Origin of the sequence: Paucibacter aquatile (assembly GCF_002885975.1) — a bacterium.
Classification (GTDB): Bacteria; Pseudomonadota; Gammaproteobacteria; order Burkholderiales; family Burkholderiaceae_C; genus Paucibacter_A; species Paucibacter_A aquatilis.
Genome location: NZ_POSP01000003.1, coordinates 1,242,966 through 1,261,739 on the forward strand (window position 1 = coordinate 1,242,966; position 18,774 = coordinate 1,261,739).

The 18,774-nt window shown below is 65.0% G+C and carries 15 protein-coding genes; 4 read left to right on the plus strand and 11 right to left on the minus strand.

Features of this window, described 5'->3' with window-relative positions; all coding sequences use genetic code 11:
- Positions 1-9: 9 nt before the first annotated feature.
- Complete coding sequence (locus C1O66_RS08620; RefSeq protein ID WP_102767498.1) at positions 10-711, minus strand: LuxR C-terminal-related transcriptional regulator; 702 nt, start codon at positions 709-711, stop codon at positions 10-12.
- Positions 708-2,639 (minus strand): type IV pili methyl-accepting chemotaxis transducer N-terminal domain-containing protein, encoded by a 1,932-nt coding sequence (locus C1O66_RS08625; RefSeq protein ID WP_102767499.1) that lies wholly within the window; start codon positions 2,637-2,639, stop codon positions 708-710. Before C1O66_RS08625 ends, C1O66_RS08620 begins: the two co-directional genes overlap by 4 nt.
- Before the next feature lie 614 nt (positions 2,640-3,253).
- Here C1O66_RS08625 and C1O66_RS23875 point away from each other — a divergent pair.
- A complete protein-coding gene (locus C1O66_RS23875) occupies positions 3,254-3,727 on the plus strand; it encodes a Crp/Fnr family transcriptional regulator (protein ID WP_165794535.1) in 474 nt (157 codons plus the stop codon).
- A gap of 56 nt (positions 3,728-3,783) precedes the next feature.
- Here the strand turns inward: C1O66_RS23875 and C1O66_RS08635 are convergent, their stop codons facing one another.
- From C1O66_RS08635 to C1O66_RS08675, 9 genes are all read right to left on the minus strand, one after another.
- Complete coding sequence (locus tag C1O66_RS08635; RefSeq protein ID WP_102767501.1) at positions 3,784-4,986, minus strand: NnrS family protein; 1,203 nt, start codon at positions 4,984-4,986, stop codon at positions 3,784-3,786.
- A 19-nt stretch (positions 4,987-5,005) separates the two neighbouring features.
- Positions 5,006-6,442 (minus strand): cytochrome c oxidase accessory protein CcoG, encoded by a 1,437-nt coding sequence (ccoG, locus tag C1O66_RS08640; protein ID WP_102767502.1) that lies wholly within the window; start codon positions 6,440-6,442, stop codon positions 5,006-5,008.
- Positions 6,429-6,938 (minus strand): RrF2 family transcriptional regulator, encoded by a 510-nt coding sequence (locus C1O66_RS08645; RefSeq protein WP_102767503.1) that lies wholly within the window; start codon positions 6,936-6,938, stop codon positions 6,429-6,431. Before C1O66_RS08645 ends, ccoG begins: the two co-directional genes overlap by 14 nt.
- Before the next feature lie 36 nt (positions 6,939-6,974).
- Positions 6,975-8,195: an NnrS family protein gene (locus C1O66_RS08650; protein ID WP_102767504.1), complete on the minus strand. Its 1,221-nt coding sequence runs from the start codon at positions 8,193-8,195 to the stop codon at positions 6,975-6,977.
- A gap of 24 nt (positions 8,196-8,219) precedes the next feature.
- Positions 8,220-8,522 carry a DUF2249 domain-containing protein gene (locus C1O66_RS08655; RefSeq protein WP_102767505.1) on the minus strand — a complete coding sequence of 101 codons (303 nt, stop codon included), beginning with the start codon at positions 8,520-8,522 and terminating at the stop codon, positions 8,220-8,222.
- Between the two features lie 1,012 nt (positions 8,523-9,534).
- Complete coding sequence (locus tag C1O66_RS08660; protein ID WP_133155138.1) at positions 9,535-11,544, minus strand: hypothetical protein; 2,010 nt, start codon at positions 11,542-11,544, stop codon at positions 9,535-9,537.
- 118 nt (positions 11,545-11,662) lie between these two features.
- Complete coding sequence (locus C1O66_RS08665; protein ID WP_102767507.1) at positions 11,663-13,261, minus strand: ABC transporter substrate-binding protein; 1,599 nt, start codon at positions 13,259-13,261, stop codon at positions 11,663-11,665.
- 131 nt (positions 13,262-13,392) lie between these two features.
- A complete protein-coding gene (locus C1O66_RS08670) occupies positions 13,393-14,652 on the minus strand; it encodes an HD-GYP domain-containing protein (RefSeq protein ID WP_102767508.1) in 1,260 nt (419 codons plus the stop codon).
- Positions 14,653-14,795: 143 nt separating this feature from the next.
- Positions 14,796-15,452: a c-type cytochrome gene (locus C1O66_RS08675; RefSeq protein WP_102767509.1), complete on the minus strand. Its 657-nt coding sequence runs from the start codon at positions 15,450-15,452 to the stop codon at positions 14,796-14,798.
- An 88-nt stretch (positions 15,453-15,540) separates the two neighbouring features.
- Here C1O66_RS08675 and C1O66_RS08680 point away from each other — a divergent pair, with 88 nt between their 5' ends.
- From C1O66_RS08680 to C1O66_RS08690, 3 genes are read left to right on the plus strand one after another with little or no spacing between them, the layout of a single operon-like run.
- A complete protein-coding gene (locus C1O66_RS08680; protein ID WP_102767510.1) occupies positions 15,541-16,395 on the plus strand; it encodes an AAA family ATPase in 855 nt (284 codons plus the stop codon).
- Positions 16,396-16,402: 7 nt separating this feature from the next.
- Complete coding sequence (locus C1O66_RS08685; protein WP_102767511.1) at positions 16,403-16,642, plus strand: hypothetical protein; 240 nt, start codon at positions 16,403-16,405, stop codon at positions 16,640-16,642.
- Between the two features lie 39 nt (positions 16,643-16,681).
- The gene (locus C1O66_RS08690) at positions 16,682-18,763 is read left to right on the plus strand and encodes a S9 family peptidase (protein ID WP_102767512.1); all 2,082 of its coding nucleotides are present in this window, start codon (positions 16,682-16,684) and stop codon (positions 18,761-18,763) included.
- The last annotated feature ends 11 nt before the right edge of the window (positions 18,764-18,774 follow it).

The following is an 18,774-nucleotide window of genomic DNA, read 5'->3' on the forward strand; positions in this document are numbered from 1 at the left end:
GGGAGCGGCTCAAAGGCCGCGCTGGCTGGCGAACACCGCAGCCTGCACGCGCGAGCTCAGGCCCAGCTTGCGCAGGATGTGCTGCACATGGATCTTCACCGTGGTTTCGGCAATGCCCAGGGCGCGAGCGATCTCCTTGTTGCTGGCGCCCTTGGCGATATGGGCCAGGATTTCCTGTTCGCGAGGCGAAATCGAAGGAGCAGCCTGGGCCTCGGGCACGACCGGCTCGGCAGTCGACGGGGCGCCTGCGACCGCAGCAGAAGACTGCCGACCCAGGCTTTGGAACGCGTTGACCAGCTTGCTGGTCATCTCCGGGCTGACGGCCGACTGCCCGGACAGCACCTGCAGCAAGGACTGGATCAGCACATCACTGTCCGTGGTCTTGAGCAGGTAGCCGCAAGCGCCCTGGCGCAAGGCCCGGGCCAGGTCGGCCTCGTCCTCGCTGACGGTCAACATCAACACCCGCGCCGCCGGCGCCACTTCCAACAGGCCAGCCACAGCATCGGCGCCGAGCACGCCGGGCAAATGCTGGTCGAGCAGGATGACGTCGGGCTGGCACTCGGCCGCCCGACGCTGCGCTTCTGCCGCGTCACCGGCCTCGGCCACCACCTCAAAGCGGCCGTCACCGGCCAGCAAGGCAATCAGGCCACGGCGAAACAGGCTGTGGTCGTCGACCACCAGGACCCGTGCCTTGGAACTTTCAGCGTTCATGCATTTCCTTTTTGAATACCGGCGTCAGCCGACACCAAGGGTTCCAGGCTCAGCACCACGCGGCTGCCCTGCCCCGGCACGGAGCTGACCTCGACCCGGCCGCCGATACGGGCGGCGCGCTCCTGCATGATGCGCAAGCCGACATGGGTCTCGTCCCAGGCCGCCGCATCGGGCTGGAAGCCACAGCCGTCGTCACGCACTTCAACACGCCAGAAGGGCCGCTGCTGCACGCTGACCCAGACCCGCCGCGCCTGCGCATGTTTGCGCACATTGGACAGCGCTTCCTGCACCACATGCAGGACCTGCACCTGCACATCGGCCGCCAGCGGCAGGCCGTCATTGGCCATGGAGAGCTCGCTCTGCAAGCCCGACTGCTGCTCGAACTTGCGCAGGGTGCTCTGCAAAGCGGGAAGGATGTCCTCGCCGTTGGTGCGGGTGCGGAAATGCAGCAACAAGGCGCGCACATCGGCCAGGCTCTCGCGCACGCCAGCGTCGAGCTCGGCCACGGCCTGGGCCGCCGCCTCCGGCTGCTGGCGCTCCTGGGCCTGGCGCAAGAGGCTGACCTGGATCTTCAAGAAGGACAGGCTTTGGGCGATGGAGTCGTGCAGCTCGCGTGCCAGCAGGCCGCGCTCCTCGGCCACAGCAGCCTCGCGCTCCATCGCCGACGCACGCAAGCCCTCGATGGCGCCGGCCAGATGGCTGGCCAGGGTTTCCAGCAGCGCGCGTTCGTCCGCCGCCAACTCCTTGGGCTGGCGGTAAAAGAGGTTGAGCTCGCCCAGCATGCGCTCATGCAGGCGCACCGGCACGGTGATGACGGCTTGAAAACCGGCGCGCTCGCAATGACCGAGCATGGCTCTCGCGTCTGCGTCGGGCCCGTCCTGCAGCGGCAGAATCGGGATCACCCGGGTTTCGGCGCTGTCCAGTGTCTGACCACAAAAACAAGCACCCGTCGGCACGCACTGCTCTTCGTCCACCAGGGCTTGCGGCAGGCCGTCGGAGGCCAGCAGCAAGTAACGTCGATTGCCCTCGTCAGACCAGCGCACGGCCGAAGCATCGGCTTGAGCCAAGGCCCGGAGCTGGGTGGCGAAGCCTTGGGCCAGCGTGGGCAGGCTGTCGGCCTTGGACACCCAGTCGGCAGCCCGGTAAAGCGCCGCCAGCCGGGTGTTCTGCAGCGCCAGATCCTGGGTCTTGGCGCTCACCTGGGCCTCCAGGTTTTGATACAGGCCCTGGAGGGTGGCGGCCATGGCGTTGAAGCCTTCTGAAAGGGCGCCGAACTCATCGTGCGAACTGACCGACACCCGCGCCTCCAGATCGCCGCGGCCGACCTGAGCCAGGCCCGCATGCAAACGGCTCAATGGCCGCAGGATCAGGCGGTAGCCGGCATACAGCAAGGCAGCGGCGGCCGTCAAAGCCAGGCCGACCATGGCGAACTGCAGCCAGTTGAGAAGCGCAGTCAGGCTCGCCAGCTGCGACTCAATCGCCGACACAAAGTCATCGATATGAGCGACAAACTGCGTCGCTCGTTCCGCGACTTGTTCGGCTTGAGGCGCCGGGCCCGAGGTCCAATCTGAGCGCAAGCGCAACCACTCGTCCTGCACCACGACAAATGCGGCGCGAGTGGCCGGGTCCTTGGGCAGGGCCAGCGGCCGCGTGGGGTCGCCGCGGCTGAGCAGGAGCAAGCTCTGCTCAAACTGATCAAGCTGGCCCGCAATCAGCGCAGGGTTGCCGCCCTCCAGAGATTGAGCCAAGCGCCAGGTCTGCATGCGCATGCGGCCGGCTTCGTTGACCGCCGCAGCCCCGCCGTCCAGCTGCCGGGTGAAAGACATCATCAGACCGATGCCACTGAGGGCCAGCAAGAGCAGGCAAGCGCCAATCAGGTTCAGCTTGGCCCCCAATGACCAGGGCAAACGCGGCGAGGAGATATTCATGAGCTGTGGCGATGGACTTCGAGTCAGACGGCAGGGTCTAGGAACTTGGATGTCCGTCGAGGCAGCGGCCCATGCCTGAACGGCGAGGCAGCAGGTCCAAGCAGGATCGCATGAGGGAAAGGTGCTGGAAAGCGCTGCATTCTTGCACCAGTTCAAGGTCGAGCGGGGGCCATCGGTGTTCGACTAGAGCCCATCACACGCAGGGCCGCATGCAGGCCCGCATGCCGCCCCGGTTTTGCCCTGCAGTCGCCAAAAAGGCCACCATCATGACACCCAGCAGCCATGCATCGCACCCAAGTCAGCCTCGGTCAGGCCCGGTGCTGCTCCCGCCGACAGCGACGAGCACAGGCCTCATGCCAAGCGCGAGGTCAGGATCGGCCCACCCGTCCCCTGCCCTGCTCCTGGCTTTGCAGCAGGCATGGCCGGAACTGGCCGGCCATGATGAGATTCTGATCAGGCTGGCCTTATTGGGATGCAGGCACCGCGCGCGGACAGGCGCGCGCCTTCTGAGCGATGGATTGCGCAACCAGGCGGGCGGCTTGTGGCTGCTAGTCCGCGGCAAGCTCAGCCTGGGCAGACAGGACAACAAAGGGGTTTGGCGACAGAGCCGGGCCTTGCACGGGGGGCAATGGGTGGACCTGGTCTCAGCCTGGACCCAGGCACCCTTCCCCGAGTCCGCCCTGGCCCTCAGCCCGGTGGTGGCCTATGAGCTTCCGGCACTGCCCGTGCTGGATCTCTGCCGCCAGCATCCGGTGCTGCTTGCCACCCTGCTGGACAGCCTGAGTCGTAGCGCTTGTGACGCCCTGGAGTCGCGCCAGGCCCTGGCCACTCAAGACTTCCCCTCACGACTCGCCGAATGGCTGCTTCATGAGTTCATGCTGAAGGGCCAAGGCGACTGTCTGACCCTGATCCAGTTCAAACGCGACTTGGCTGCGCAACTGGGCGTGACACCGGAGACCCTGTCCCGCACCCTGCGTCAGTTCCATGAGCAAGGCCTGATCGTGATGAAGCACAGCCAGCTGCGCTTCCCGGATCCCGCGCGCCTCGCCGCCCTGAGCCAGCGTCCGACCAGTGAGCCCATGAGTTGATGGCAGCCTTCTGAGACGAATCGGGGCACACAGCCGCGTGGCAATCACCTATCGCTTCATCGCTCACGACTCTTCCCTCTCCCTCTTTGTAGCAGCCACGGCCCATAGCGCAAGCTCCAGGCCAGAGCCAGAACCAGGTAAGCCAGCGCAACTGCAGGCAGCAGGTCTACAAGGCCCGGCCAGACAGGAGCCATCGCGGCAGCCAAACGGGCAGCAGTCAGCAACTGCAGCAGGGCTTGCATCAAACTCAAACCTCGGTCGACGGCCACGCTTCGGCCCTGCTGCACCGCACTGACCCGGCTGGCCATGGCCAGCAGAGTCGTGCCCATGAATCCGAGCGTCAGCGCATGCAGGGCCGCTACGGCCAGTGCGCGCTGCAGATCCGGGCGGCCCAATCCGGCTCCCCCTTGCGCCAGCGCGTCCAAGGCCAGGCTGAGACCCAGCCATACATAGCCGGCATGAAGCTGGGCGACCAGGGGCGTGCGTCGGGCGGCCAGCAGTTCGCGCCGCTGCGCGTCGCGCAAAACAAACACCGCCAGGCACAGCAGTGCCGCAGCAGCCAACAGGTGCATCGGCGCTGGCAGCGGCCAGGCCCAGAGCGCGGCCAGGTCCAGGCCAGCGCGCAGCAGCAGGCTGAGCAGCAGACCGATCAAGAGGCCTGGCGCGCGTCGGCCTTGCTGGTGCACAAACGGCGTCAAGCGCTGCAAGGCCAGCATGAAGATGCTGCCGACGCCCAGCCACAAACCCAGGCGCTGAGCCGCCTGCAACAACGTCGCCTGCTCGACCAGCACAGCCAGCGCAGCACACAGCTGGCACAGGCCGCCCCAGAGCAAGCCGGCGGCTATGCCCCAGGCATGAACTGAAAAGCGTGCACCGTGCCGGGCACAGCGGCGCAGCAGGACCACGGCGATGCCAAGCATGAACAGGCCCGGCACGGCTGCGAACCCGGCGGCCAGGCCGCGCCGGCCCGCAGCATCGGCCAGCAGCAAGCCCACCCAGGCCAGCCAGGCGGCCACAGCGGGCAGCAGGAGCCGGCTGCCGTCGAGCGGCTCTTGGTCCAGCCAGCGCGGAAAGCTGGTGCCAGCAAAGCCGGCAATGAACAGCGGCATCATGCCCAGACTCATCAGCCAGCCATGCAGGACCGACACCGGCAGCACACCGGCAGGCAGCAGCCACAACAAGCACGCGCTCCACCAGAGTGCGCTGCTCAGCCACAGCGCAGCGGCAGCCGCGAACAACGGACGGTGGGGCGACAGCATGTGCAGGCGCCGTCAGAGATCAGCGCGGCAGGTAGAACACGGCCTTGCTGCGGAAGCGGCTGCCGGGGAGGTCGCGATCCTCGGCGACGAAGTAGACGGTATGGGTGCCTGGAGCGAGGCCAGCCTGCTGAGGCAAGCGCAGCTGAACCGGCACGGCGCCGATGGCGGCCGGCGCCAACAGAAACTGGCTACCCCCTTGGGCTTGCAACTGCAGCCCGACCAAACCCTCGGCGCTCAGATTCAGGCGCAAAGGCCGCTCGCTGCGGTTGATCAGTTGCAGGCGGTAGGCGTTCTCGACCACGCCGTCCCCGACCTCGCGCGCCATGGTGCTGCGGTCCTTGACCACATCGATCAACAGATCCTGGCGCTGCTGCAGGCTGAAGGCGAAGGCGCCGCTCAGCAAGAACAGGCCCGCCCCATAGATCAAGACCCGAGGTCGCAACACGCGGGCCAGCATCTGCGAGCGCGTCCAATGATTCTTGATGCCGTTCTCGGTGGCATAGCGGATCAGGCCACGCGGCGCCCCGACCCTGTCCATCACCTGATCACAGACGTCAATGCAGGCGGCGCAACCTATGCATTCGTTTTGCAAGCCATTGCGGATGTCAATGCCGGTGGGGCAAACCTGCACGCACAGGGTGCAGCCCACGCAATCGGCGGTCTGGCCAAGCGCGAGCTCTGGTCCCTTGCGCGAACGCGCGCCACGCGGCTCGCCGCGGGCGGCGTCATAGCTGATGATCAGCGAATCGGCATCGATCAAGGCACTCTGGAAGCGCGCATAGGGGCAGATGTACTTGCACATCTGCTCGCGCAAGAAACCGGCGTTGCCATAGGTGGCGCCCGCGTAGAACAGCACCCAGAAACTCGGCCAGGCGGCGAGCTGCAGGTGCAAGAGCTGCTGGCTGAGCTCGCGGATCGGCACGAAGTAGCCGACGAAGCTGAAGCCGGTCAGCAAGGACAGGAGCAGCCAGCCGCCATGCTTGGCTGTCTTGCGTGCCAGCTTCTCAGCCGACCAGGGCGAGCGGTCCAGGCGCATGCGCGCCTGGCGATCGCCCTCGGTATGTCGCTCAATCCACAGAAACATCTCCGTGTAGACCGTCTGCGGGCAGCTGTAGCCGCACCAGAGGCGGCCGGCCACGGCGGTGAAGAAGAACAAGGCCAGGGCGCTGAGCACCAGCAAGGCAGCCAGGTAGATGAAGTCCTGCGGCACCAACAACAGGCCCAGGACATAGAAACGCCCAGCCTCCAGATCGAACAGCAGGGCCTGGCGTTCATTCCACTGCAGCCAGGGCACGCCGTAAAAGAAGAGCTGGGTCAGAGCGACCATCAGCCAGCGCCAGTTGGCAAAGCGGCCACTCACCGAACGCGGGTAGACCTTGGCCTCGGCCACATACAGCGGAATCACCCGGGGCGCCGTCGCACCCGGCGACGAGCGAGGGGAGTCAGATTGGCTCATGGGGCTTTCGGCTGCGCCGTTTGATGGGGACGGGCTGAATGCTCAAACCGGACAAGCCCACAGGCACGCCGCGCGACGTGGCGCTGGCGGGAGTCTGGGCGGGGCTCAAGAGATCAGCCAGGCTGTGGCGATCCAGCTGCTCCAGGAAGGCCGCGAGCGCCTCGTTGAAGATCCCGGTCAGGCGGCAGCGGCCAGTCAGGCTGCAGGCATTGCCATTGCCGAGACACTCCACCAGGTAGAAGTCGGGCTCCACGGCACGCACCAATTCGCCGAGCATGATGTCTTCCGGCGCCAAAGCCAAGCTCATGCCCCCGCCTTTGCCACGCACGGTACGAATCCAGCCGCCCAGGCCGAGCTGGTGGGTGATCTTGGTCAGATGGGCTTCCGAGATGTCATAGGCCTGAGCGATCTCAGCCGTGGTGCAGAGCCGATCGGGTTGCTGACCCAAATAGATCAGCATGCGCAAGGCGTAGTCGGTCATGGTGGTCAAGCGCATGGCTGATCCTTGTTGGTTTTGAACGGGGCCATGTACTCATCCGGGAAGCCCATCAACCCTGGGCCGCAGAAGCATGGGACCATAACGCCACAAATACAGGGCAAATGCCAAGGTCCAGCACAGGGCAGACAGCCAGACCGCCCATAGCAAGGCCGCCGGCAGCAGCAGCGGCAGAAACACCCGCAGCACTGCGGCCGCAAGCAAGGCCAAGTAGGCCGCCGTCTCCACCGGCCCAGCTTTCAGCGGCCGACCCGTGTGCCCGAGGGCGGTGCGCGTGATCATGCCCAGGGTCATCAGTCCGATCAGGCCCACCGTCAGGGCATGGGTCGCAGAGGCCGCGGGCAGCCAGTCCAGGGTCGCCGCTGCACGCAGAGCCAGGTGCAGCAAGAGCCAAGCGTAGGCCGCGTGCAGCACCCAGACCAAAGGGTTGCCCAAGGTCTTCCAAGGCTGCCAGAGCGCGAAGCGCAGGCTGTGCGCCAGCAAAGCCGGCAGCAGCGCCAGAAGCATCACCGGGCCGCTCAAGCCCAGTGCGTCGCAGGCGGCCAGCAGCAGCAGCGCCGCCAGTGCGATGCGCTCCAGGCGAGGCTCACGGCGCGCGTTCATGCCAGGCACACCATTGTTGGAGAACATGGGCAGCACTCGGCCGGCCATGACGGCAATCATGAACAAGAGCAGATCGAGCGCCAAGGGCAAGCCCAGGCCTTGAAACGGTGCCGCCGGCAGCTGAAGCTTGGCCCACAGGCCCAACTGCCCGAGATGCAAAGCAGCGGTGGCCAAGCCCAAGGCCAGCAGCAGGCCGACAAAGAAGTAATTCCGCCGGTTGCCGCCTGCGTGCAGGGCCCCCCACAAACCCCAAGCCGCCAGCCAAGGCACGGCCACATTGACCGCCAGCGAGGCCCACAACCAAGGTGTCAGCACCAGCACACGGGCGAGCACCCACAGCGCCGCCAGCGCCATCAAGGGGCGGCCCGTCGGCGTGGCCCGCCCCGACCAGTTTCGACCGGCCGTGAACAAAAACCCGATGACGATGGCCAGGGCGTAGCCGAACACCATCTCATGGGCATGCCAGGCTGAACCGCGCAGGCCTCCACTGGCCAGCAAGCCACTGAACTGCAGCGCCCACAAAGGCACGGACAGCATGGCCAACAAGGCGGCCAAGAGATAAAACGGCCGAAAGCCCAGGTCCCAGAGCGCCAGCCCTTGGCCAGACCGGTGCCGCCGAGGCGGCTCCTGCAACTGAACGAACACCGTGCCCATCCTGCTCTCCTCCTGCCGCTTCGCTCAGCGGGCGCCGCTGCAGCAGCCGCAGCAACTTTGAGCCGCAGGGCGCCGACCGATACGAAGACGCCATTGCGTCGGACCAGCCTCCAAAACCTCCCAATCGAACTGACCGGGCCACAAGGACTGGAACTGCTGCCTCAACGGAACAGGTTCATGGTCGCTGTGTAGCTCGAACCAAGCGCCGACCGGCAAGCTTTCAAAGTGCCGGAAGATCAGGACGTGGCGCTGCGCCGGGGCAACCAGTCGCACATCAATAACGGAGTTTCTGGCCGGCACGGCGCAGTGGTCGGAGTCGATGTTCATGCGAGATCCCCAATAAGTTGCATTCACAATGAATCTATTGTTCCGTAACCGGATTCGTAAAGCAACATTAAAAATGCATCTTATGTTTCGCCGCCATGCACTTCAGCGAACGGAATACGATGCGATGTGCACGGCGAGTCCTTGTCGGAGCGGAAGACAAGCGAGACAGCCCTTCGCACAAAACTGCGGGCAGTAATCCCTCAACTTTCAGGATGCTGGCAATCCAACGCTTGCGAGGGCAAACGACTGCATCACGAAGCCGCCGCGACGCGCCTGGATGCAAGCGCGGCGCTAAATGACCTCCAACTGCTGCAGGAAAAGCTCGCCGCGGCGAACCGAGGAAATACGAGCAGCATGTCGCGCCAGAGGCAGAGCGCCAGGCGCATGCCGGCACTACGGCGCGGCGCCAGGAGGCTCCCGTGCAATTGGATCTGGGCCGCCGACAGCAGCAGAAGACTCAGATGGCGTTCAGCACGGTCTTGGCCAAGGCGGGGCAGACTGACCGCGGTCTGACCTGAATCGAATGGCAGGAAGCAGCCTGTTACCGAGGTTCGACGAACTCCAGCTTCTAGGGCAGAGCTGCTGCTCGCGCAGGAAATCCCCCGCACTGAATCACGAGCCAATCCTGCCGAACAGGATGCTCACGTACGCCGGAATACATGCAAGGCCCGAATCCACCCAAGGACATAGCGATACCAGCCACTGCCAGAACTGAGACCTGGAAGCTCGATCCGATTCAACAGCTGCTCCTCGTCGCGGCGCTCGTCATAAACACAGGTGGACAGCCGAGCTACGCGGCCGCAAAGCTGAACCCTGACAAAGTGCAAATCTCAGCGACGTAACTCGACTTTGTGCAATCGGATGGTTCATTCCGATCCGAAAGTGCCGCCATCGATGCCTCGAAGTCGGGAGCAGTGAGGTTCAAAGTGCAATCCGTTGCTTCCGGCGCAGTGCAACCCAATGCTGCAAGTCACAAAGCAGGCCTTTTTTCATGGTGCCGAGTCCAAGAGCTTCATTCGGGCTGCAAGGTGTACTTGCTGTAGTAACGCCGCCCCTGCATGTCCTGCGCACCCAGCCAGATTTCGGCTGTCATGGTCAGCGGCGTGGGCAGGCTCAGGCCGGCCAGGGTGAGCGTGGTCTTGGGTGGCAGCGGCGGCGTGGCGTCGGTGAACAAAGGGATGATGCCGCCGGTCAGGCGGGTGCGCACGCTGATCAAGCGCATATCGGGGTTGGCGCTGGCCCAAGTGGCGTAGTTGAGCACCAGGTCCTGGCGCAGGGCTGAGGCCTTGAGCGGCTGGCTGCTGCTGATGCCGTCCAGGGTCGGGAAGCGACTGCGGCCGCTGTCGGCGGGCACATCGGCGGGCAGAAACATGGCTCGCGTCTCGGCCGTGCCGGCGATGGTGTAGCTGGCCACGTACTTGGCGCCACGCTGGCTTTCGGCGCCGCCCAACCAGCCCAAGGCCGATTGTTGCAAGGCGCTGTCGGCGATGTCCCCGGTGGGCGCCACGGTCGCCGAACCCGGCGTGCTCGAGATGCACATGAAGGGCCGGTTGCAGTAGGACAGGCCGATGCTGTAGCCGCTGGGCATCTGCACATTGGCCGTGCTCAGCAATTGCACCGGTGTTGCGGCGGCCGTGCGGGATTGCACTTCCAACTGAATGCCGACCCAGGGATTGGCAGCGCTGGCCGCACTCGCCGGAGCGAGCGCCGCATCCGCCGCCAGGGCCTGCACGCTGACCGGATAGATCTTGGCATCGACCTTGCGCGCATTGCCGATCAGGCTCCAGGTGCCGCCCGTGGTGGCCGGAGCTGGGGCTTTGGTGAAGGTGGCCGCATTGGTGAAGTACTCCTGCACCGTGCCCGTCGAATCGCTGACGGCGGCCGCCACCAGCACGCGTTTGCACAGGCCGCCGGTCAGCACATCGTCGGCACAGCCGGTCACCATCATGCGACCCAGCTGACGTTTGGCCGTGGCCAAACCTGCGAGGCGAGCGGCCAACTCGGCCTTGGTGCCGGAGTTGTGGCTTTCATAGGTACCGAGCCAGGTCGAGGCGGTGAAGTCAGCGGCCGTCTTGCCCTGGGCGATCAGTGCATTCAAACCTGCGCTGAGATCGTCCAAGCTGGCGAGATTGTCCGTCGTCGCCTTGGCACTGGAGGCCAGCTTGAGGGTGGAGCTGATGGCATTGGCCGGCACGCCTCCGGTCTTGAGCAGTTCGGTCTGCGCCGTGGCCAGCCCCACCACCACCTCCGGCACCGCCGTGGCCAGCATCTTGTTGCTGATGAGCAGCTGATCCACGCCCTTGTTGCTGCGCGCCACTTGCACGCGCAAGGCTTCGAGCAAAAGGTCTTGGGGGCTCTTGTTGGCCGTGAAGCCGGCATCGCCCAGCAGGTCGAGGCTGGCCGTGTTGGTGATCTTGAGGTCGCTGAGCTGGGTCTTGATCAAGGCCTTGAGGAACTCGCCGGCCCCGCTGGCGGCCGATGCGGCAGGGGCAATCTGCGCCGCGCTGGCAGCGGCCGTGGCAAACAAGGCTTGCGGGTCGGTCCCCACGGACAAGGCCACGATGGCCTGGCTCAAAGGCGTGACATTGGCCACCATGGCCGATTTCGCCGCGTCCAGAATCGGCACGATGGAGTGCAGGACCTGGGGCATGCCCTGAGAGTCCACGCCGATCACCTGCACCAGCAGCGGGCCCTTGAGGGTCTTGCTGCTGAGGTTGAGGCTGTAGCTGCCATCGCTGGGCTGCGTGCTGGTGCTGCCCAGGGCTGTGCCGGCGGCATCGATGACCTTGATCTGGGCATTGGCCAGGGGCGCGCCAACCGCCGCCACGCCGCTGAGGGTGGGCGTCACGCTGAAGGTGGTGCTGCCAGCGGCGCTGTCCGTGCCGCCGTTGCTGGAATCACTGCTGCCGCCTCCGCCGCCGCAGGCGCTGAGCACCAGGCCCAAGGTCAGGCTGGACAGCAGGACCAAGCCGGCCTTGAGACCCGGCAAGACTGGAGAAGAACGGTGCGGCGTGGAAGACATGAGATGAGGCTCGCTCGGGCTGCTACTCCCCTCATCTTAGGCATCAAGTTCCCGGCGCCAGCGCCGAAGAAGCACGCGCTTTTGGCGCGTTATTGCCGCCCGCCGCAGCGAGAGCGCCTCATTTCGGGCCGATGTTCACCCAGGCCACCTCGAACCAGTTGTCCGGCCGGTGCACCACACTGACGTTGCTGCGGGCCGCCCAGGGAATCATCTGGCGGTGCAGGGGCAGAACCTGGAACTGTTCTTTCAGCTCCATCAGCGCCGACTTGATCAGCTGCTCCCGCTTCTTGGGATCGATCTCGACGCTGCTTTGGGCGGCCAGGCTGTCGAACTTGTCATTGCGCCAGTTGCCGTAGTTGTAGGCACCGATGCCGCGCTCGCCGCGGTTGCGAAACACCGGCGCGAAAATGGATTCGGCATCGGTGATGGCGCCGCCCCAGCCATAGAGATACAGGCTGGTGTCGAGCTTCTCCAACTTGGGGAAGAACAGCACCCGCGGCATGGCCGAGACCCGCACCTTGATCTTGAGCTGGGCCCACATCGCGGCCAGGGCCTGGCAGATCTCTTCGTCGTTGATGTAGCGGTTGTTGGGGCAGTCGAGCGTCACCTCAAAGCCGTCGGCGTAGCCGGCTTCGGCCATCAGCTTGCGGGCGCCAGCAATATCAAAAGGGAAACGGGCCTCGATCTTGGGGTCGTCGAAGGCTGCGACCGAGGCCGGCGTCAGTCCGCCGGTGGGCACGCTCAAACCATTCATCAGTTTGCTGCGCAGAGTTTCCACATCGATGGCCTGGTAAAGCGCGCGGCGCACACGCAGATCCTTGAACGGATTCTTGTCACCGGGCACCTGGCCGTAGAGCAGCTTGTCCCGGCCCTGATCCATGCCGATGAAGATGAGGCGATTCTCGGGGCCGTCAATGATCTTCACACCCTGGGTGTTGCGCAGGCGCGCGACGTCGCGCGGTGCCGGGTCGAGCACAAAGTCCAGTTCGCCCGAGACCAGAGCCGCCAGGCGGGTGGCGTCATTGGCGATCGGTGTCAGGACAATTTCCTGCACATTGCCCTCGAACTTGCCCCACCAGTTCGTGTTGCGCTTGTACACCGTCTTGATGCCGGGTTGGCGGGTGACCAGCATGTAGGGGCCGGTGCCGTTGGCATTCATGCTGGTGAAGCCCTCTTCCTTGTTCTTGAAGTCCAGCGGCCGGGTGGCGCGGTTGGCCTCAGACCAAGACTTGCTCATGATCCAGAGCGTGTCCAGATGCTGCAGAAAGATCGGGTTGAAGGCGGTCAGCACGAACTCCACCGTCTGCTCGTCCACCTTGCGGGGCGTGCCCACGGCATTGGCGTAGATGGACAGCTGCGAGGTCGACTCCTTGGCGCGCTGGATGGAATACACCACATCGTCGGCGGTGAAGGGCTGGCCGCCATGGAACTTGACCCCCTGGCGCAACTTCACGCGCCACAGCAAGGGGTTGACCTGGGTCCACTCGGTGGCCAGACCCGGAACGATGTTGAGCTTGTGGTCGCGGCGGGTCAGGCGCTCGTAGACCTGACCATTGACCATATTGGTCATGCTCTCGTTCTGCGAGTGCGGGTCCATGGTCTGGGGATCACCCTGACTGGCCCATTTCAGGGTCTGCGCCTGCGCCGCCGGTGTCGGCAGCATCAAGGAGATGGCCACAGCGGCCAACAGCGGCACCAAACGGAACGCGGTATTCATTGCGAGCACCTCTCAAGCCAGGAACTTCGCGAGTGTAGGGAGCGCGGCATGAGCTTCCGCATGGGGTAAACCTTGGCTCTCAGCCGGCTGGCTGCGCAGGCGGCAAGGACTATGCAAAAAATGACGAAGGGTCAGGTCTTGCGCCAGATGTCGTCGAGATGGGTGAAGCCCCAGTCCTGCGGCGACTCGCGCCCCACCACCCGGTCCGAGTTGGCCGGGTTGGCCAGATCCAGCATCTGCACCGGAATCGGCAGCTTGGACTTGGTGGAATAGAACACCCGCACCATGGGTGCAGCCAGGTTCTGCGGATTCAGGTCGATCACAACCGCCAGGCGGCCCGATTCCAGCTTGACCAGGCTGCCCACCGGGTAGATGCCCACGCTTTTCACAAAGGCTTTGAACACCACCGGGTCGAACTGACCGGTCCATTGCGCCATGCGCTGGATGGAGCCGGCCGGGTCCCAGGCGGCCTTGTAGGGCCGGGTTGAAGTGATGGCATCGTAGACATCGCAGACCGCGCCCATGCGCGCGAGCAGGCTGATCTGCTCACCCTTGAGCTTTTGCGGATAGCCGGTGCCGTCCATCTTCTCGTGGTGGTGCAGGCAGACATCGAGCGCGGCCTCGGGCACGGCCCCACCCTCTTTCAGCATCATGTAGCCGCGCATGGGGTGGGAGCGCATGATGTCAAACTCGGCTTCGGTCAGCTGGCCCGGCTTGTTCAGCACATCGAGCGGCATCATCATCTTGCCGATGTCATGCAGCAGACCGGCCAGACCGGCCTCGCGTGTTTGCGTGTCATCCAGACCAAGCTGGCGGCTCAAGGACACCATCAGGGCACACACGGCCACCGAGTGCATATAGGTGTAATCGTCCTTGGTCTTGAGCCGGGCCAGGCTGATCAAGGCCGAGGGGTTGCGCGACACCGAGTCAGCGACTTCTTCCACCAGCGGCAGGCACATCTCGGGATCGATGGCCTTGCCCATGCGAGCCTCACCAAACAAGGCCGTGACAGCCTGGCGCGAGCGATTGACCACCTGGGCGGCACGGCCCATCTCGGAGCCCATGCTGACCCGCTCGACCCGCGCCGGGCCGGGTGCCACGGTGGTGGCGGCTGGCGCCGCCTCGGCCGGCGGCGTAGATACGGAGGCGGGGCTGGGCGCATCGACCAGATCCTGGACCAAGGTGTCGGGCACGGCCTGGTCCTGCACATCGCTGCCCTTGCTGACATCGATCCACACCATGGGCACACCACTGGTCAGCAGCGCCTCCAGATCGGCCGGGTCGCGCAGCACGAACTTGGTCTTCCAGAAGGGGTGCGACAACCACGAACCCTCCATGGACTGGAGGTACATGCCCAGCTGAACCTGATGGATGGGAATCTTCTTGAGCATGAGCCTGGCTGAAAACGAATCGCTGGGAGGAGCACGAAGAACGTGCCGCCGAGTATGGGCCACAGCAGCTCCGCGCGACCCGGCGATCAGGCACAAAAAAGCCGCCAAATTGGCGGCTTTTTGACGCTGCACGCAGGCCTGGTTCAGCGGAACTTGCTTTGCGGCACGGTGCGCAGATCGCCAGGCAGCGAGGCCAGGTACTTGGCGATGGCCTTGAGTTCGGCAGCGCTGAACTGCTTGACCTGGCCGGCCATGATGGCGTTGCTGCGGCCAACCACGGCGTTGCCTTCGGTCTGGTAGGACTTCAGGGCCACGTTCAGGTAGTCAGCGTGCTGGCCAGCGATCTTGGGATAAGCGCCGTCAATGGGCTTGCTGAAGTTGGCGCCGTGGCAGGAAACGCAGGCACCCTTGGTCAGCAGCTCAGCCACCTGGGCCGAGGGGGCTGGCGGGGTTTCCGGCAGGGCCTGGGCGGGGGCTTGCTTTTCGTACAGGGCCGAGATGTCGGCGATGTCTTGCTCACTCAGGGTTTGAGCAATGCCGCGCATGGTCGGGTGCTTGCGCTCGCCCTTGGCGTACGCCGTCAGGGCCGCGGCGATGTACTTGGCGTTCTGGCCGGCGATCATGGGCACTTTGTGCACTTCAGGAAAGCTGGCTTGGTAGCCCGGGATGCCATGGCAGCCAATGCACATGGCGATCTTGTCCTGGCCGGCCACCGCAGGAGCGGCGTCCTTGGCGAGAACGGAAGCGCTGGCGCCGAACAAAGTGGCCAGAGCGAGCGAGATCTGCAGCAGTTTTTTCATGGTCCCGGGGTGTCTAGATCTTGTACCGACGGGCATTATAGGGGGCCACTTATACTGAATCGTCACCTTCCGGACTTTGATCCAAACCATGAAATTTGCAGGTTCCGAGCACTACATCGCCACCGATGACTTGAAGTTGGCCGTCAACGCGGCCGCCACCCTGCAACGGCCCCTGCTGCTCAAGGGCGAGCCCGGCACCGGCAAGACCATGCTGGCCGAGGAAGTGGCGCGCAGCCTCGGCCTGCCACTGTTGCAGTGGCACATCAAGTCCACCACCAAAGCCCAGCAAGGCCTGTACGAGTACGACGCGGTCAGCCGCCTGCGCGACAGCCAGCTCTCCGGCATCGAAGGCGTGGACAAGGTCAGCAAGATCGAGAACTACATCGTCAAGGGCGTGCTCTGGCAGGCTTTCGAGGCCGATCAACCGGTGGCCCTGCTGATCGATGAGATCGACAAGGCCGACATCGAGTTCCCCAACGACCTGCTGCGCGAACTCGACCGCATGGAGTTCTACTGCTACGAAACACGCCAGCTGATCAAGGCCAAACACCGCCCCCTGGTCTTCATCACCTCGAACAACGAGAAAGAGCTGCCCGACGCCTTTCTGCGCCGCTGCTTCTTCCACTACATCAAGTTCCCCGACCCGGTGACCATGCAGGCCATCGTCGATGTCCATTTCCCCGGCCTCAAGAAAGAGCTGCTGGCCGCCGCCCTCAAGACCTTCTTCGAGGTGCGCAATCTGCCGGGCCTGAAGAAAAAGCCCAGCACCTCGGAGCTGCTCGACTGGCTCAAGCTGCTGGTGGCCGAAGACATGCCGCCCGAGACCCTGAGCCAGCCGGGTGCCGAGCACCTGATCCCCCCTCTGGTGGGCGCCCTGCTGAAGAACGAGCAAGACCTGACCCTGTTCGAGAAGCTGGTCTTCATGCAGCGCCAGCATCGCTGAGGCAGCCATGGACAAGAACCTGCAACAAGGCCTGAAGCAAGGCCTGGCCGATGCCTGCGGCTTTGTGCTGGGCGCCCTGGCCGGCTGGGAGCTGGGCCGCGCGCTGGGCTTTGATTTCATCGCCAGCACCGAATGGCAGCTGCCTCAGCTGCTGGGCCTGGGCTTCATCCTGGGCGGCTGTGGCGTCGGGCGCTGGGCGGCACGGGCCCTGCTGGCCCAGCTGGACGGCCTGAGCCGCAAGCCCTAGCCCTCCTCTTTCAACACTCCTTTCCTGAAAAGACCGACCATGGCGGCATCCCCACGCGCAGCAAAGCCCGAGACCTTTGACGTGGAGGCCCTCTGGGCCCTGGCCCGCGTCGGCGCGCCCAGCCTCTCGCCCGATGGCGCCCAGGCCGTGGCCAGCGTCAGCCGCTGCGACATGGCGAGCAACAAGACCGAGTCCCACCTCTATCTGCTTTCCACCCTGGGCGGCGAGCCGCGCCAGCTGACCCAGGCCGGCAGCCCCGACAGCAAGGACGGCGCGCCGCAGTGGAGCCCGCGCGGCGACCGCATCGCCTTCATCGCCCGGCGCGAGCAGGAAGGCGCCAAGGACAGCGAGCCGCAGCTCTATGTGATCGCCCCCGACGGCGGCGAGGCCCGTCGCATCGGCCTGCCCGGCGTCGGCGTCGCCACTGGCGTACAGGCTTTCAAATGGTTTCCGGATGGCCGCCGCATCGCCTTCATCTCCTGGGTCTGGCCCGAGCTGAAAGGCCAGGCCGCCCAAGCGCAGGCGCTCAAGGACTTCAAGGACCGCAAGGAAAGCGGCTACGTCACCTCAGACGCCGTCTACCGCTACTGGGACCACCATGTGCCCATGGGCCGGGTGCCGCATCTGCTGGTCGTCGATGTGGACAGTGGCAAGGTGCGCGATCTCTTCGAGGGGACAGACTTGGCCCTGAGCCTGGCCGACCCCGACGAGCACAGCTTCGACATCTCGCCCGATGGCCGCCGCATCGTCTACGCCTTCGACCCCGAGGCAGACAAGCGCCTGGACCATGACCTGGCCCTCGGCGAAGTCGAGGTCAAGAGCGCTCAGCACTGCGTGCTCTTGCAGGTGGAGGGCTGGGATTTCCGCGCGCCGCGCCACAGCCACGCCGGCCAGCATCTGGCCTTCGTCGCCAGCCACCAGGGCTTGAAGCACACCATGCCGGGCCAGCTGGCCGTGCTGGACACGGCCGGCCACTGGGCCGTGATGTCGGCCGACTGGGACCATGAAGTCAGCGCGCCCCTGGTCTGGGATGAAGACGATCTGTCCATCCTGCTGGCCGCCGAACAGGCCGGCCGCCGCCACCTCTGGCGCTTCGAACTGAAGCACTGCCAGGCCGAGATCGTGTTCGAAGGCGGCCATGTGGGCAGCTTCGCGCTGGCCGCCGGCACCGTGGTGCTGAACCATGACAGCGTGCAGTTCCCACCGCGGCTCTCGCGCCTGCTGGAAGACGGCAGCAGCGCCCGCATCGAGCGCTTCAACACCGAGCATTTGAAGCGTCATGAGTTTGGCAAGCACCAGGAGGTGATGCTCAAGGGCGGCCAGGGCGACGAGGTCCAGATGTGGCTGATCTACCCGCCCGGCTTCAACCCCAAGAAAAAGAAGGCCTACCCGGTGATGCATGTCATCCACGGCGGCCCGCACACCGCCTTTGGCGACAGCTGGCACTGGCGCTGGAACCACCAGGTGTTTGCCGCCCAAGGCTATGTGGTGGCCTGCGTGAACTACCACGGCTCGTCCAGCTTCGGCCACGCCTTCCTGGACTCCATCACCCACCGCTGGGGCGAGCTGGAGCTGCAGGACATCGAGGCCGGCACCGACTGGCTGCTGGCCCAACCCTGGGCCGATGCGAAACGCGTGTTCGCCACCGGTGGCAGCTACGGCGGATACATGGTCGCCTGGATGAACGGCCATGTGCCGGCCGGCCGCTACCAGGCTTATGTGTGCCACGCGGGCTGCTTTGACTGGCAGGCCATGTTTGCCGACGACGCTTACACCTGGCACGCCAAGGAACTGGGCAGCTGGTACTGGGACGACCCGGCCAAGATCGCCTCGCAAAGCCCGCACAGCTTTGCCCAGCACATGAACACGCCCACCCTGGTGATCCACGGCGCCCTGGACTACCGCGTGCCCGATGCCCAAGGCCTGGCCTACTACAACACCCTCAAGGCCCGCGGTGTGGACAGCCGCCTGCTCTGGTTCCCTGACGAGAACCACTGGATCCTCAAGCCCCGCAACAGCCGTCAGTGGTACGTTGAGTTCTTTGCCTGGCTGGCCCGCCACGATGGCGGGGCCGCTGCCAAGAAAGCGACCTCGTCCACCAAAGCCGCCACGAAGCGTTGAGCCAGACACCG